Origin of the sequence: uncultured Porticoccus sp. (assembly GCF_963975625.1) — a bacterium.
Lineage (GTDB): Bacteria > Pseudomonadota > Gammaproteobacteria > Pseudomonadales > Porticoccaceae > Porticoccus.
The window spans coordinates 148825-164260 of record NZ_CAXBHS010000006.1; the positions used below are offsets into that span (position 1 = coordinate 148825).

The following is a 15436-nucleotide window of genomic DNA, read 5'->3' on the forward strand; positions in this document are numbered from 1 at the left end:
CATGGCAACAACGGCACAGGTCTATACCTACAAGGGAAAGGATAAAAGAGGCAAGCCCATCCAGGGCGAACTGAAGGCGAGTAGCGCAGTGATGGTGAAGGCCCAGCTCCGCAAGCAGGGCATTGCCGCCAGCCGGGTCAAGAAAAAGGCCAAGCCCCTGTTCACAGGTCAGAAACCCGTCAAACCCCAGGATATCGCGATTTTTACCCGTCAGCTGGCCACCATGATGCGCGCCGGTGTACCGCTGGTACAGAGCTTTGATCTGGTCGGCGAAGGTGCCGATAAAGAATCCCTGCGCGAGATCATTTATACCATTCGCGATGACGTCTCCTCTGGTATCAGCCTGGAGGGCGCCCTGCGCAAACACCCCAAACACTTTGATGATCTGTTTTGCAGCCTGGTTGGCGCCGGTGAACAGGCTGGTGCGCTGGAAACCATGCTGGACCGGATTGCCACCTACAAGGAAAAAACTGAATCCCTGAAAGCCAAAATCAAAAAAGCCCTTACCTACCCGATTGCCGTTGTACTGGTGGCGGTGATTGTGACCGGGATACTGCTGGTCAAAGTGGTGCCGGTATTTGCCGAAACCTTCAGTAACTTCGGGGCCGACCTGCCCGCATTTACCCAGTTCGTACTGGGCCTGTCGAATACGGCACAGGAGTGGTGGTTTATCTGGATAATCAGCCTGGTCGCCTTTTTTCTGATCTTCCGTGAAGCCAAACGGCGCTCAACGAAGTTTGATGCGTTCATTGATAAATACATACTGAAAGTGCCGGTGGTGGGCAACATTCTCTACCAGGCCATTATCGCCCGGTTCGCCCGCACACTCTCCACCACCTTTGCCGCCGGGGTGCCGCTGGTGGATGCACTCACGTCGGTGGCGGGGGCCGCGGGCAATGCGGTTTACCGGGAGGCCATTTACAAGGTTCGGGACGATGTGACCACGGGGATTCAGCTTCACCAGGCCCTCAAAACAACCAACAAGTTCCCTGTAATGCTGCTGCAAATGACCTCAATCGGTGAGGAGTCCGGCGCGCTGGATGACATGCTGGAGAAGTCTGCCGTGTTCTACGAAGAGGCGGTCGACAATGCCGTGGATAACCTGACTACCCTGCTGGAGCCAATGATCATGGCCGTGCTAGGGGTTCTGGTGGGCGGCCTGCTGATTGCCATGTACCTGCCGATCTTCAAACTTGGCGCGGTGATCTAGGTCCGTTGATGCCCGATATGCTGGGTTTATCCGTTGCGCCAGTGTTGGCGGTCAGTCTGATACTGGGCTTGCTGGTGGGCAGCTTCATCAATGTGGTGATTTACCGGCTGCCCCGGCAACTGGCCGCCACCTGGCGCCGGGATTCACAGGAGTTTCTAGAGATCGAACCGGATTCAGAGGCCGTGCCGGAACCGCTCAATGTGGTGTTTCCCGCCTCTCACTGCCCGCAATGCGGCGCCCCGATCAAGGCCATTCACAACATTCCACTGTTGAGCTATCTTCTGCTGCGCGGCCGCTGTGCACACTGTCGGACTGCCATTTCCCTGCAGTATCCACTGGTTGAACTGGTTTCCGGCCTGCTGACGGTAATGGTGGTGTATCAGTTTGGTCTGACGGCGACCACCGCGCTGGCATTACTGTTCAGCTGGAGCCTGCTGGCGCTCACCGGCATTGATTTCAACGAGCAATTACTGCCGGATGGCATTACCCTCCCCCTGCTCTGGCTGGGTTTGCTGGTCAACGTCAACGGCCTGTTCACCTCGCTGGACAACGCGGTGATTGGTGCGGCAGCGGGCTACCTCAGCCTCTGGTCAGTGTTCTGGCTGTTCAAGCTGGTGACCGGCAAAGAGGGCATGGGCCACGGGGACTTCAAACTGCTGGCGGCGCTCGGTGCCTGGCTGGGCTGGCAACAATTGCTGCTGATCGTTTTACTGTCGTCGCTGGTGGGCGCTGTGGTGGGCCTGCTGATGGTTGTTCTGCTGGGGAGGGACAGACAGATACCCATTCCATTTGGCCCCTACCTGGCAGCGGCTGGCTGGATTGCCCTGCTCTGGGGTGAAACATTGACCACGAGTTACCTGACGCTGTTCTGAGCGATGCCATCGACGAATGTTGTTCGGTGATGTTTAGCCCGGTTATGCTTTCCTCCGTAATGAATACGTTTTCAATTTTCCTGTGAGCGCCCCATCATGTTTACCGTAGGTCTGACCGGTGGCATCGGCAGCGGCAAAAGTGCCGTAGCACAGTTATTTCGACAGCGCGGTATCACTGTTGTGGATGCCGATCAGGCGGCGCGCGCGGCCGTACTGCCCGGTTCTCCGGCATTGGCGAAAATCCGTGCCCATTTTGGGGCCGCGGTGCTGAAGGAGGATGGCTCCCTGAACCGTGCCTGGTTGCGGGAGGCGGTGTTTGCCGATCCCGAACAACGGCAGTGGCTGGAAGCCTTGTTACACCCGGCCATTGCAGTGCTGATAGACGAGGCCCTGGCTAATGCCGCCAGCCCCTACGCCATTCTGGAATCGCCCCTGCTGCTGGAAACCTCGCAGCATACATTGGTGAACCGGATATTGGTGGTGGATGTCAGCGAGGCGACCCAGGTGGCCCGTGCCATACAACGTGACGGTGGCGATGAGGCACAGATTCGCGCCATTATGGATGCTCAGATCAGCCGCCATGCGCGGCTCGGCAGGGCGGATGACATCATCGATAACGATGGCCCACTGGCGGCATTGGAGCCGGCCGTGGCGGCACTGCATCAGCGTTATCTGGCCTTGGCAGGCCAGCACAGCGGGCAGTCAGAACGGCCATAACAGGGTGACAGAGGCACGGATGATAAATCGGTGAATATGCCGTAACATTCGGGCTTGCCCTTTATCACTGCTAACGCATAACAACTAACGTGATGGTCAATAACGGCTTCACTTTCAATAAGTTAATAACAGCCCCATCCCTCCAACAACAGTGTCTGATGTCAGTATGAGTGAATCAAAAGTCCTTACCGTAAACTGCCCCACCTGCAAAAAGTCCGTGATCTGGGGAGAGGACTCGCCCTATCGGCCATTTTGCGGCAAGCGCTGCCAGCAATTGGACTTTGGCGCCTGGGCCAGTGAACAGTTCAGTATTCCGGGCGATGAGACCATGCCGCCGGACGATGCGGATTCAGATGCCGAAAACGGTGGTGTCACCCGGCATTGATCTGCAAATCTGCCTGGGCGGAGCTGGGAGGAGGCGCGATCAGTCAGTCCTGTTGTAATGCCCATTGCAATGCATCGATAATCGGCTGATTGGCGGCGGGAAACGCGTAGTCTGCCAATTCGGCCACTGTCACCCATTGTAGTGGCTGGCCCTCGTTACCCTGCGGCTGGCCGGAAAATGCCCGCACCCACCACACATCGAGCAGAACCGCCTTGTCGGCGTAATCGTGTTGCACCTCGATAAACGGCTCGGCGGACTGCACCGAAATCGCCAGTTCCTCGCGAAGTTCGCGGTGCAGGGCAGCCGCCACGGTCTCATCCGACTCGACCTTGCCGCCGGGAAATTCCCACAGTCCACCCTGATGCTTATTCTCGTGCCGTCGGGCAATCAGGATGCGCTGGTCTGCCGCCAGAATCACCGCCGCCGCCACATGAATGCGTGGGGTCAAGTGCGGTATTCCGCGTTAATAGTGACGTACTCGTGGGAAAAGTCGGTGGTCCAGACAGTTTCCCTGGCTTCGCCGCGGTTGAGGTGAATTTCGATGGTAATGTCTTCCTGACTCATCACCGATTGGCCCAGTTGCTCGGTGTAACTGGCTGCGCGTCCACCGTCTTCAGCGATCAGCACATCGTCGAGGTAGACCTGAATGGCGTCCACGTTGAGATTGGCAATACCGGCCCGGCCAATGGCGGCCAGGATCCGCCCCCAGTTGGGGTCCGAGGCAAACAGGGCGGTTTTCACCAGCGGCGATTCCGCCACAGTATAAGCCACCGCCAGACATTCCGCACTGTCACCACCACCGGTGACACGCACCGTGACAAATTTTGTGGCCCCTTCACCATCCCGGATGACCTGCTGCGCCAAAGAGATGAACACCTCGATCACCGCCAGCTCAAAACGGGTCTGCTCCTCGGCGACTAATCCGTCAATATCCAGGTGCGACGCACCAGTGGCCACCAGCATGGCGGCGTCGTTGGTGGACGTATCACCATCCACGGTTATGCGATTGAAGGAGCATTCTGTGGCCGTACTGACCAGTGTCTGCAAACGGGTTGCCGAGATTTCGGCATCCGTGGCCACATAGGCCAGCATGGTGGCCATGTTCGGCTTGATCATCCCGGAGCCCTTGGCAATGCCGGTGATGGTGATGGGCTGCCCCGCCAGGGTCAGCTGGACGCTGGCGCCTTTGGGGCGGGTATCGGTAGTGAGGATGCTTTTGGCCGCACTGGTCCAGCCATCCTCACTGAGGGCATCAATGGCGTTTGGCAGGGCAGCCAGGATTTTTTCCACCGGCAGTGGTTCGCCGATCACCCCGGTGGAAAATGGCAATACCGCAGTGGGCTCTACATCACCGAGTTCGGCGACTTTCTCGCAGACCCGGGCCGCATTAATACGGCCCGACTTACCCGTTCCCGCGTTGGCATTGCCGGTATTGGTTACCAGATAACGAGTGGCAGTCCCGGCAAGATGCGCTTTGGCCAGCTGAACCGGCGCTGCGCAAAAGGCATTTTGGGTGAACACGCCAGCGGCGCGTCCTCCCGGCGCAATTGCCATCAGCACCAGATCCTCGCGGCCGGGCTTTTTGATACCCGCGCTGGCTGTACCAAGCCGGAAACCCGGCACCGGATGCATCACCGGAAAACAGTCTTCGCCAACGGCCATGATGTCTGTCTCTTTATGTTTTCGCTATGGGCGCATGTCGCAGGGTATGAACCCGCTCACGACAGGCGTCCGTGGCACTGTTTGTATTTCTTTCCACTGCCGCAGGGACAGGGGTCATTCCGGCCCACCTTGCGACCTTCCCGGACAAATGGTTGCTCCGGGTTTTCCTGCTGCTGTGCAGGCGATTGTCCGCCCAGTGCCGATACTTCGTCGTGCTGCATCTGCAACTGCTGACGCTGCTGCGCTTCCCGCTGCCGACGTTCCAGAGCCTCGATTTCCTCGTGACTGCGAACTTCGACGCGACAGAGAAACTTGATGGTCTCCAGCTTGATATTATCGAGCATTTCCCTGAACAGCATGAAGGATTCGCGCTTGTATTCCTGTTTGGGATTTTTTGCCGCGTAGGCCCGCAAACCGATACCCTGGCGGAGGTGATCCATGTTCGATAGGTGCTCTTTCCAGAGGGTATCCAGCACCTGCAACATCACCTGCCGTTCAATGGTACGGATATCCTCGCCGATGCTCTGGGCTTTTTGCTCATAGCGCTCGCTCATCGCCTGCTGAATACGGTTGCGAAGGCCTTCCTCGTGCAGCCGAGAATCCTCATCCAGCCACTGTTGAATCGGCAGTTTCAACCCGAATTCCGTGGAGAGGTGTTCTTCCAGTCCGGGGATATCCCACTGTTCAGCGAGACTCTGGGGCGGCACAAAATAGTCGATCGCCTGATTGACCACATCGGCCATGATGTTCGTGATCACATCGGCGATATGATCTGCCGACAGCAGGTCTTCGCGCTGCTGATAAATGACCTGCCGCTGATCGTTGGCAACATCATCGTATTCCAGCAGGTTTTTCCGGATATCAAAGTTGCGACCTTCGACCTTGCGCTGCGCCTTTTCAATGGCACCGGTCACCATGCGGTGCTCAATGGCTTCGCCTTTCTCCATACCGAGGGCGCGCATCATGTTCTTGACCCGGTCCGATGCGAACAGGCGCATCAACTGGTCTTCCAGTGATAGATAGAAGCGGGTAACACCGGGATCGCCCTGACGTCCGGCCCGACCACGCAACTGATTGTCAATACGGCGGGATTCATGGCGCTCGGTACCGAGAATGTGCAGACCACCGGCGGCAATGACCGCATCGTGACGCTCCTGCCAAGCTTCTTTGACTGCTGCAATTTTTGCCTCGTCCGGATTAGTCAGCTCGGCAATCTCGGCCTCCAGATTGCCTCCCAACACGATATCCGTGCCGCGACCTGCCATATTGGTGGCAATGGTGACAGCGCCCGGCCGCCCCGCCTGGGCGATAATCACCGCCTCTTTTTCATGCTGCTTGGCGTTCAGAACCTGATGGGGTATTTTCGCTTCCCGAAGGCGGGCCGCCATGGCCTCCGAGGTTTCGATGGAAGCTGTACCCACCAGTACCGGCGCCTTTTTTTCAATACAGGCGCGGATATCTTCCACCACGGCATCGTATTTTTCCTCGGTGGAGAGGTAGATAAGGTCATTGAGATCTTTTCGGGCCAGCGGTTTATTCGAGGGTATGACCACCACCGGAAGGCCGTAAATCTGATGAAATTCGTAAGCTTCGGTATCTGCGGTGCCGGTCATGCCCGCCAGTTTTTCGTAGAGACGGAAGTAATTCTGGAAGGTGGTGGAGGCCAGTGTCTGGCTCTCGCTTTTAATTTTCACCCCTTCCTTTGCTTCGATGGCCTGGTGCAGCCCCTCGGAGAGACGCCGTCCTGCCATGGTGCGCCCCGTGTGTTCATCAATCAGGACAACCTCGCCCTCCTGAATAATGTACTCGACATCCCGGTGGAACAGGTAGTGGGCCTTGAGGGCGGACTGCACGTGGTGCAACATCCCCAGGTTGGATGCATTGTAAAGGCTATCCCCGGATTGAAGTAAGCCATCACTTTCAAGCAAAGACTCTATTTTCTTGTGGCCTTCTTCGGTGAGTTCTATCTGGCGGGTTTTTTCATCGATGATGAAGTCGCCGGGTTCTTCATCGCTGTGGGGCTTCAGCATCGGCATCATGCTGTTCATGCGCTTGTACAGAGCCGAGCTGTCCTGGGCCGCACCGGAGATGATCAGTGGCGTCCTGGCCTCATCAATCAGGATGGAATCCACTTCATCCACGATGGCAAACTTTTGGCCCCGCTGAACCTGGTCGTCGAGCCTCAGCACCATATTGTCGCGCAGATAATCAAAGCCGAATTCGTTATTGGTGCCGTAGGTGATGTCCGCTTGATAAGCCCGCTTTTTATCCTCTGGCAACTGCTGGGACATGATTGCGCCCACACTCAGGCCGAGAAATTCGTAAACCGGCGACATCCATTCTGCGTCCCGCCGGGCCAGGTATTCGTTCACGGTAACCACGTGTACGGCATCACCAGCGAGGGTATTGAGATAGGCCGGCAGAGTAGCCACCAGCGTTTTACCTTCACCCGTGCCCATTTCCGCAATGCGGCCCTGATGCAACGTCAGCCCACCGATCATCTGCACATCGAAGTGGCGCAGCCCGAGGGTTCGCCTGGCGGCTTCGCGTACCACAGCAAAGGCTTCCGGGAGCAACTGATCGAGAGACTCTCCCTCGCTGACACGTTGCCTGAACTCGGTGGTTTTGGCTTTTATCTGATCGTCGGTGAGCTCCACAAGAATCGGTTCAAATGCGTTGACCTGACGAACAGTCTTCCACATTTTTTTGATTTCACGGTCATTTTTACTGCCAAGAAGCTTCTTTATGAGTTTCATTATCAAATCCAGTATCACAAGATGCGCCAATGCGCCCTGAAAAACGTGCGGGTGTGGGGTTTGGACAGATGGGAGCGCTAGCGGATGGTGCGTCGGATATAACTGGCAGGATCGACCGAACGACCATTTTTGTAGACTTCGAAGTGGACATGGGGACCGGTTGAGCGGCCGCTACTGCCCATCAGGGCAATCACATCACCTTGCTTGACGGTATCGCCCGCCTTCACCAGGTTTTCGCGGTTGTGGGCATAGCGTGTCAGGTAGCCTTCACCGTGATCCACCTCGACCAGTTCACCATAGCCGCTGTGTCGACCCGCCCGGGTGACCACACCAGAGGCAACCGCAATGATCTGATCCCCTTCCTGGCCGGCAAAATCAATACCGTTATGCCAGGCACGGTGGCCGCTAAAGGGGTCGGTTCGTCTGCCGTAACGCGAGGATAGCCAACCTTTCAGCACCGGCCGCCCAGCCGGTTGGCTTTGACCGTTGAGCTGGCGGTTCAGCATCAGTGATTCGAGGACACCGAGCTGACCTTCACGATTTTCCACGTGGGACTGAAGCTGGGCGAACATGAGGTCCAGCTCAGTGTGGCTGTACTCAAGCGCAAAGGACTCCAACTCCGGGCCACCGATAGCCGGTTGAAGACTGAAATCGAATTCACCATCCTCCAGATCGGCGATGTTTGCCAACCGTGCTCCCAGTGCATCCAATCGCAACAGACGGGTTTGCAGGACAGCCAGTTTTTTGGTGAGAGCCGCCACCTTTTGTCTGGCCTCTTCACGGCCCGCGTCGAGATTGGCCTGCTGCTCGGCCAGCTCCTGCTGCATGTAGTCCATCAGCCGGTCGTCCACCTTGCTTTCACCGAGCTGCATGCCGAGGTATATACCACCGGACACAGGCAAACCCAGCAGGCACATGGACAACAGGAATTTGGCCCAGTTGTTCAGGGTCAGCGTCCAGGTTTTTCCCTTGCGGTTACCGATAAAAATGATATTCACGGGTTGACGACCACCCTCTTTGGCTCTGCACAACAGCTCACGCTAGGCGGTGACCATTGGCTTGATATAGGAGATGGGCACATCGGCTTCATCTTCTTCGAAGGTGACCATTTCCCAGGCGTCTTTCTGCGCAATCAACTGCCGCAGCGAAGCATTATTAAGTCCATGACCGGATTTGTGCGCAACAAATTCGCCGATCAGGCTGTTGCCAAGCAGGTACAGGTCACCAATGGCATCGAGTATCTTGTGCTTGACGAATTCGTCTTCGTAGCGAAGACCGTCCTCATTTAACACCTGATACTCGTCCACGACAATAGCATTGTCCATGCTGCCCCCCCGGGCCAGGCCCATGGAGCGCAGGTATTCAATTTCGTGCATGAACCCAAAGGTACGGGCCCGGCTGACTTCTTTTACAAAAGAGGTGGTGGAAAAGTCCACTTCCGCCTTAAGTGTCCGGTTGTGAAATACCGGGTGATCAAAATCGATGGAAAACGTCACCTTGAAGCCGTTAAACGGTCGCAGGGATGCCGATTTGTCCCCATCAGTCACTGTGATCGGCTTCAGGATACGAATGAACCGTTTCGGTTCTTCCTGCTCGCGGATACCCGCGGATTGCAGCAGGAATACAAAAGGTCCGGCACTGCCATCCATGATCGGCACTTCCGGCGCCGTAACATCGATAATGGCATTGTCGATACCAAGACCGGCCATGGCGGACAACAGGTGCTCCACAGTGGATACCTTGACGTCGCCGTTCACCAGGGTGGTGGACAGGGTGGTCTCACCGACATTTTCGGCCTTGGCGTGAATTTCCACCACGGGATCGAGGTCGGTTCGACGGAAGATAATGCCGGTGTTGACAGGGGCTGGATGGAGGGTCAGGTAGACTTTCTCGCCAGTGTGGAGACCCACACCCGTGGCGCGAATCATGTTGTTCAAAGTACGCTGTCGAATCATGCGTTACGAATACCTGCCAAAATTACAAAAAACTGTCGGCAATACTAGCAGAACTCTGCCCACAGCTCCATAAAGCAAACCGCCAGACATTTGAGGGGTGTCACTGGCGGTTCACCTTGTGGGTCCGGATAACATACGCCGGTCAGTCGGCCTGACGACGCAGAAATGCCGGAATATCCAGATAGTCCATATCGGCATCGGCACGGGGGTCAAGTTTGCGTGCCACCGCCTCGCCACCACTGGACCCGCGCCGGATGACGGTGGGTTTTTCCAGGGCATCGTAGTCGGTTTCACCACTGCTCTTGCGCATGTGAATTGGCGCCACATGGCCGTTGTCGACAACTTTGGACGGGGCTTTGCGCTCCAGTGCGGGCTGTCCCAGACCCGTAGCCACGACGGTGACTCGCAGACGATCACCCATTTCCGGGTCGATCACTGTCCCCACCACGACGGTGGCATTATCAGAGGCAAAAGCTTCTACAGTGTCACCCACATCCGAGAACTCACCCAAAGACAGGTCGGGACCGGCGGTGATGTTGACCAGAATACCGCGGGCACCCTGCAGGTTGATGTCTTCCAGCAGCGGGCTGTGAATCGCTGTTTCAGCGGCGATCCGGGCACGATCTTCGCCTGTGGCTTCACCGGTACCCATCATCGCCTGCCCCATTTCGGACATTACGGTGCGCACATCGGCGAAATCCACGTTGATCATACCGGGACGAATAATCAGGTCGGCAATCCCCTGCACGGCACCCAGCAACACATCGTTGGCCGCTTTGAAAGCCTCCAGCAGACTGGTGGTTTTGCCCAGTACCTGCAGCAATTTCTCATTGGGTACTGTGATCAGTGAGTCCACCCGGTCCTTCAGCTCTTTCAGGCCCTCTTCGGCGATGGCCATGCGCTTGCGGCCCTCGAACATAAATGGCCGCGTGACCACTGCCACGGTCAGAATACCCAGCTCACGGGCCACATCGGCCACAATGGGCGCAGCACCGGTACCGGTCCCACCACCCATGCCAGCTGTGATGAACACCATATCGGCACCCTGCAGAACGTCGGCGATACGTTCGCGATCCTCCATGGCAGCATGACGCCCCACTTCAGGGTTGGCACCCGCACCCAGCCCCTTGGTCAGGCCATTACCCAACTGCAGGATGGTGGCGTGCCCCAAGTCCTTGAGTGCCTGAGCATCGGTATTGGCGCAGATAAACTCTACCCCGTCCACACAGCTGCTCATCATATGGCGGACAGCGTTTCCGCCACCGCCTCCGACGCCTATTACTTTGATTTCTGCGCTATCCGGTGCGCTATCCACGATTTGAAACATGATAAATACCCCTCATTTGGTATAACTGCGTTAAAAAATTACAAATTTCCCTGAAACCAGCTTTTCAGCCGGGCGATAAAACTTTCCTTGACGCTCTCCCGGCGTCGCACGGGACGGGTACCGTCCTGCTGTTGCTGCAAGCCATAGAGCAGCAATCCGACGCCAGTGGAGTAGATCGGGTTGTCGACAATGTCGGCCAACCCCTTGATATTGTGTGGCGAGCCAACCCGCACCGGCATATGGAAGATCTCTTCCGCCAGTTCGATGACCCCCTCCATCTTCGAAGTACCACCGGTCAGCACGACACCGGCGGCCACCAGGTCCTCAAAACCGCTGCGACGCAACTCGGCCTGCACCAGGGTGAACAGTTCGTCGTAGCGCGGTTCGACCACTTCAGCCAGGGCCTGCCGGGACAGATCCCGAGGTGCACGATCACCGACACTGGGCACCTTGACGGTCTCGTCCGGACCGGTCAGCTTGGCCAGCGCACAGGCATACTTGACCTTCAGTTCTTCGGCGTGCGCAGTGGGCGTGCGCAGGGCATGGGCAATGTCATTGGTCACCTGATCCCCGGCGATGGGAATGACCCCGGTATGACGAATGGCACCGTCAGTGAAAATCGCGATATCCGTGGTGCCGCCACCAATGTCCACCAGGCAGACACCGAGCTGCTTCTCATCTTCGGTGAGTACGGCATAGGAGGAGGCCAGCTGCTCGAGAATGATGTCGTCGACGTCAAGGCCACAGCGCCGAATACATTTTTTTATGTTCTGGGCGGCATTCGCAGCGCAGGTCACCAGATGCACCTTGGCTTCCAGACGGACGCCCGACATGCCGAGCGGTTCGCGAACACCTTCCTGATTGTCGATAATGAATTCCTGGGGCAGAACGTGGAGGATCTCCTGGTCAGCGGGAATCGCCACGGCCCGCGCCGCGTCGATAACCCGTTCAATATCCAGGGGCAACACCTCGCGATCGCGAATGGCCACGATACCGTGGGAGTTCAGGCTGCGGATGTGACTGCCGGCGATCCCCACATAGACCGAGTGAATATGGCACCCCGCCATCAACTCGGCTTCTTCAATTGCACGCTGAATGGAATGAACCGTGGACTCGATGTTGACCACCACACCTTTTTTCAAACCGGAAGAAGGGTGCAGCCCGGTACCGACGATTTCCAGTGTGCCACCGGGTCCCGCCAGCCCCACGATAGTCACGACTTTTGATGTGCCGATATCCAGTCCGACAATGAGTTGTTCGTCATTTGAGTTCGCCATTCTCGACCTCATACTTGCTCTGGTTCGCCAGATGCCATTGATAATTGCTGTTGTTTGAGTTGCGCCTGTTGCGCAGGTTTTTCTATCCACTGCACCGCGACACCGTTGTCATAACGAATATCTACCCGGTCAACCTCTGCCGCCCGCGACCTGAGGTGTTGATCCCAGACCAACAGGAAACGGCGCATTTTTTCGATGATCTGGTCGCGACCGATCACCAGTTCCAGATCGTTGGTCAGTGTCAGCCGCCAGGCATCACGGGCATCGCGTTTCAACGCCGCAATACGTAATTCGGCCGGTTGCAGCATCTGCACCATCTGCCTATAGGAGCGCATCATCTGTCGCTCACTGCGTTCAACGCCTTCCAGCACAGGCAGGTGTGACAGCATGCTGTTGTCGCCGATTTCCAGCCGCTCCCCGCGATGGTTGAGGAACGCGGTGTCGCCCCAGCGGGCTATGGGCACCTCCTCTACCAGCCGGATCACCACACTGTCAGGCCACTGGCGACTGATGCTGGCTTCCTCGATCCAGGGGTGCCGCTCCAGCCCGTCGCGGATCCTTTGCAGGTCGAGGCTGATGAAGCCACCACTCAACAGCGGCTCAACCATCTTCTGAATCTGCGCCTGATCCACCTGGGTGTATTGCCCCCGTACCAGGATCACACCAATGGGCGCATCGACTTTCTTGAACACCAGCCACGCACCCCAACCACTGCCGACCAGCAAGCCACTCAGCATCAGCAGTGACAGGCTGCGTTGCAGCCAAGCCAGGCGCTCGCGCCAGGGCCTGGCTTCGCCCCGCCGTTTGGCCCCTGCCGTCTTTGGTAACTTGCCTGCCATCGCTCTGCTATCTCTCCGTTGTTGTCTTGCCAAATATTCAGTTGTACCACTCGTCCCCGAGGGACTTTCAAAGCGCTTTCAAAGAGAGGTATCGAGAATCTTCAATACCAGCTCATCAAAGCTGTAGCCCTCCGCCTTCGCCGCCATAGGCACCAGACTGTGGTCGGTCATGCCCGGGACTGTATTGACTTCCAGCAACTGGAAATTACCGGCCTGATCACACATCACATCGACCCGACCCCAGCCACTGCAGCCGAGGCTGTTAAATGCCGTCAGTGCCAACTCTTTAAGTTCGGCCTCCCGGTCCTGATCCAGCCCACAGGGGCATAGGTAGCGGGTGTCATCAGCCAGATATTTGGCGTTGTAATCGTAAAAACTGTGGTCGGTCTCCAGCCTGATTGGCGGCAACACCTCGCCGTTGAGTAGCGCCACGGTGTACTCGGCACCACTGATCCACTGTTCGGCAATCACACTGCTATCCAGTGCAGCGGCCTCAACCCACGCTTTCTTCAACTCAGCGGCACTGTCCGCCCGGGTCATGCCGAGACTGGATCCCTCATGGGACGGCTTGACCATCACCACTCCGCCCAGGGCATCGAGTGTTTCCTGCCAGTCAGTACTGTCGTTCAATACCGCAAATTTTGCCGTGGGCAACCCCACGCCCTGCCAGAACTGTTTGCTGTGCAATTTGTCCATTGCCAACGCGGAGGCAAATACGCCGCTGCCGGTATAGGGCAGACCGAGAAACTGCAGGGCGCCCTGCAGGGAGCCGTCTTCACCGCCTGGCCCATGTAGCATGATCAACACCCGTGTCAGTGACAGTTGCGGTAATTGCTGCAACAGGTCGGCACCCACATCAATTGGCACCAGATCGACACCACTGCGCTGCAAGGCAGCGATCACCGAACTCCCGGAGATCAGCGAAATCTCCCGCTCAGCGGATGTACCCCCGTAGAGCACGCCCACCCGGCCATATTTCTGTTTCATTGCCTCACTGACTGCCATCGTTCTCTCTGTCATGTTTCACTGGACCAATTGTCGATCGTCGAGCAGCTTCACCAACCTGCCGACACTGCCCGCCCCCTGGGTCATTACCAGATCACCGTCACGGAGCAGGTCTTTCAGCACATCACCGACCGCTTCAATGTCTTTCACGTAGATCGGTTCCACCAGACCGCGCTGCCGGATACTGCGACACAGGGCGCGACTGTCCGCGCCGGGAATCTCCTCTTCACCGGCGGGATAAACTTCCAGCAGGATCAGCACATCGCAACCGGAGAGCACCTGTACAAAGTCTTCGTAGAGATCGCGGGTGCGGGTGTAACGGTGTGGCTGGAAAACCATAACCAGACGCCGCTCCGGCCACCCTTCACGCACGGCTTTGATCGTCACGGCTACTTCTTTCGGGTGATGGCCGTAGTCGTCCACCAGCATGGCCGTGCCACCGCTCACGGGGTATTCACCGTAAATTTCAAAACGTCGACCCACCCCCTGGAAATTGGCAAGCCCACTCTGGATGGCCTGGTCGTCGACACCTTCATCGGTGGCGACAGCCACCACTGCCGCCGCATTCAGCACGTTGTGCCCCCCTGGAATATTCAGAGAGATAGGCAGGGGCTCGGCATGATCGGGCCGATAGATCACGAAATGACTGTTGTTCTGGTGAATACTGACCCGGTCAATGCGGAAATCGGCATCCTCGGCAAAGCCGTAGGTCAGCACCGGGCGCGACACCAGCGGCAGAATTTCCCGGATCACCGGCTCATCAATACACAGCACCGCCAACCCATAAAACGGCAGATTGTGCAAAAACTCGACAAACGTCTGCTTGAGCCGGTTGAAATCAAACCCGTAGGTTTCCATGTGGTCGGCATCGATATTGGTCACGATGGCCACCATCGGTTGCAGGTGAAGAAAAGAGGCATCGCTCTCATCCGCTTCGGCCACCAGATAGCGACTCTCCCCCAGTCGCGCATTGGTTCCCGCGCTCTTCACCAGCCCGCCGATGACGAAGGTCGGATCCTTGCCGCTGGCGGCCAGTACCGATGCCAGCAAACTGGTGGTAGTGGTTTTACCGTGGGTACCCGCCACTGCAATGCCGTGTCGATAGCGCATCAGTTCCGCCAGCATTTCCGCGCGGCGAACAACCGGAATGCGCCGTTCCCGCGCACTGACAATCTCTGGGTTGTCTTCATCCACCGCGGAGGACTGCACCACCACATCGGCATCCGCAATATGCTCAGCCGCATGCCCCAGGGTGATCCGGACACCGAGTTGACGCAGCCTGACAATATTGCTGTTGTCCGCCAGATCGGAACCGGAAATCAGGTACCCCTGATTCAGCAGCACTTCGGCAATGCCACACATACCACTGCCACCAATACCAATAAAGTGGATACGGCGGATACGGCGCATTTCCGGTACGGGATGAAAGCC

The 15436-nt window shown here is 57.2% G+C and carries 14 protein-coding genes; 4 read left to right on the forward strand and 10 right to left on the reverse strand.

Annotated features, from left to right (window positions below; translation table 11 throughout):
- Nucleotide 1 precedes the first annotated feature (1 nt).
- The 4 genes from AACZ64_RS07490 (at nucleotide 2) to yacG (ending at nucleotide 3184) form a co-directional block, all read left to right on the forward strand.
- Nucleotides 2-1210, forward strand: a complete 1209-nt coding sequence (locus tag AACZ64_RS07490) for a type II secretion system F family protein (protein WP_339639847.1) — start codon at nucleotides 2-4, stop codon at nucleotides 1208-1210.
- Between the two features lie 8 nt (nucleotides 1211-1218).
- Complete coding sequence (locus AACZ64_RS07495; protein WP_293613567.1) at nucleotides 1219-2082, forward strand: A24 family peptidase; 864 nt, start codon at nucleotides 1219-1221, stop codon at nucleotides 2080-2082.
- A 96-nt stretch (nucleotides 2083-2178) separates the two neighbouring features.
- A complete protein-coding gene (coaE, locus tag AACZ64_RS07500) occupies nucleotides 2179-2799 on the forward strand; it encodes a dephospho-CoA kinase (protein WP_293613568.1) in 621 nt (206 codons plus the stop codon).
- 166 nt (nucleotides 2800-2965) lie between these two features.
- Nucleotides 2966-3184 (forward strand): DNA gyrase inhibitor YacG, encoded by a 219-nt coding sequence (yacG, locus tag AACZ64_RS07505; RefSeq protein ID WP_293613569.1) that lies wholly within the window; start codon nucleotides 2966-2968, stop codon nucleotides 3182-3184.
- Between the two features lie 43 nt (nucleotides 3185-3227).
- On the opposite strand, the gene mutT is transcribed toward yacG, so the two are convergent.
- From mutT to murC, 10 genes are all read right to left on the reverse strand, one after another.
- Nucleotides 3228-3632, reverse strand: coding sequence for an 8-oxo-dGTP diphosphatase MutT (mutT, locus tag AACZ64_RS07510; RefSeq protein ID WP_293613570.1), 405 nt, complete (start codon nucleotides 3630-3632; stop codon nucleotides 3228-3230).
- Entirely contained in the window at nucleotides 3629-4846 is a 1218-nt protein-coding gene (gene argJ / locus AACZ64_RS07515; RefSeq protein ID WP_293613571.1) for a bifunctional glutamate N-acetyltransferase/amino-acid acetyltransferase ArgJ, read from the reverse strand. The genes mutT and argJ overlap by 4 nt, the downstream gene beginning before the upstream one ends.
- Before the next feature lie 56 nt (nucleotides 4847-4902).
- Nucleotides 4903-7608 carry a preprotein translocase subunit SecA gene (gene secA / locus AACZ64_RS07520; protein ID WP_293613572.1) on the reverse strand — a complete coding sequence of 902 codons (2706 nt, stop codon included), beginning with the start codon at nucleotides 7606-7608 and terminating at the stop codon, nucleotides 4903-4905.
- Nucleotides 7609-7679: 71 nt separating this feature from the next.
- Nucleotides 7680-8600: a M23 family metallopeptidase gene (locus AACZ64_RS07525; RefSeq protein ID WP_293613573.1), complete on the reverse strand. Its 921-nt coding sequence runs from the start codon at nucleotides 8598-8600 to the stop codon at nucleotides 7680-7682.
- 42 nt (nucleotides 8601-8642) lie between these two features.
- Entirely contained in the window at nucleotides 8643-9557 is a 915-nt protein-coding gene (gene lpxC / locus AACZ64_RS07530; RefSeq protein ID WP_036859284.1) for a UDP-3-O-acyl-N-acetylglucosamine deacetylase, read from the reverse strand.
- Between the two features lie 142 nt (nucleotides 9558-9699).
- Nucleotides 9700-10884 (reverse strand): cell division protein FtsZ, encoded by a 1185-nt coding sequence (gene ftsZ, locus AACZ64_RS07535; RefSeq protein ID WP_272992564.1) that lies wholly within the window; start codon nucleotides 10882-10884, stop codon nucleotides 9700-9702.
- Between the two features lie 38 nt (nucleotides 10885-10922).
- Entirely contained in the window at nucleotides 10923-12161 is a 1239-nt protein-coding gene (gene ftsA / locus AACZ64_RS07540) for a cell division protein FtsA (protein ID WP_036859281.1), read from the reverse strand.
- 8 nt (nucleotides 12162-12169) lie between these two features.
- Nucleotides 12170-13000, reverse strand: a complete 831-nt coding sequence (locus AACZ64_RS07545) for a cell division protein FtsQ/DivIB (RefSeq protein ID WP_293613574.1) — start codon at nucleotides 12998-13000, stop codon at nucleotides 12170-12172.
- A 78-nt stretch (nucleotides 13001-13078) separates the two neighbouring features.
- A complete protein-coding gene (locus AACZ64_RS07550; protein ID WP_339639848.1) occupies nucleotides 13079-14005 on the reverse strand; it encodes a D-alanine--D-alanine ligase in 927 nt (308 codons plus the stop codon).
- Between the two features lie 18 nt (nucleotides 14006-14023).
- Nucleotides 14024-15415: a UDP-N-acetylmuramate--L-alanine ligase gene (gene murC, locus AACZ64_RS07555; RefSeq protein WP_293613603.1), complete on the reverse strand. Its 1392-nt coding sequence runs from the start codon at nucleotides 15413-15415 to the stop codon at nucleotides 14024-14026.
- Nucleotides 15416-15436: the final 21 nt, after the last annotated feature.

Bases quoted from the DNA above. Each gene is read 5' to 3' on its own strand.
- AACZ64_RS07490 (WP_339639847.1), top strand. From the start codon at position 2: ATGGCAACAACGGCACAGGTCTATACCTACAAGGGAAAGGATAAAAGA.
- AACZ64_RS07495 (WP_293613567.1), top strand. From the start codon at position 1,219: ATGCCCGATATGCTGGGTTTATCCGTTGCGCCAGTGTTGGCGGTCAGT.
- coaE (WP_293613568.1), top strand. From the start codon at position 2,179: ATGTTTACCGTAGGTCTGACCGGTGGCATCGGCAGCGGCAAAAGTGCC.
- yacG (WP_293613569.1), top strand. From the start codon at position 2,966: ATGAGTGAATCAAAAGTCCTTACCGTAAACTGCCCCACCTGCAAAAAG.
- argJ (WP_293613571.1), bottom strand. From the start codon at position 4,846: ATGGCCGTTGGCGAAGACTGTTTTCCGGTGATGCATCCGGTGCCGGGT.
- lpxC (WP_036859284.1), bottom strand. From the start codon at position 9,557: ATGATTCGACAGCGTACTTTGAACAACATGATTCGCGCCACGGGTGTG.
- ftsZ (WP_272992564.1), bottom strand. From the start codon at position 10,884: ATGTTTCAAATCGTGGATAGCGCACCGGATAGCGCAGAAATCAAAGTA.
- ftsA (WP_036859281.1), bottom strand. From the start codon at position 12,161: ATGGCGAACTCAAATGACGAACAACTCATTGTCGGACTGGATATCGGC.
- AACZ64_RS07545 (WP_293613574.1), bottom strand. From the start codon at position 13,000: ATGGCAGGCAAGTTACCAAAGACGGCAGGGGCCAAACGGCGGGGCGAA.
- AACZ64_RS07550 (WP_339639848.1), bottom strand. From the start codon at position 14,005: ATGGCAGTCAGTGAGGCAATGAAACAGAAATATGGCCGGGTGGGCGTG.
- murC (WP_293613603.1), bottom strand. From the start codon at position 15,415: ATGCGCCGTATCCGCCGTATCCACTTTATTGGTATTGGTGGCAGTGGT.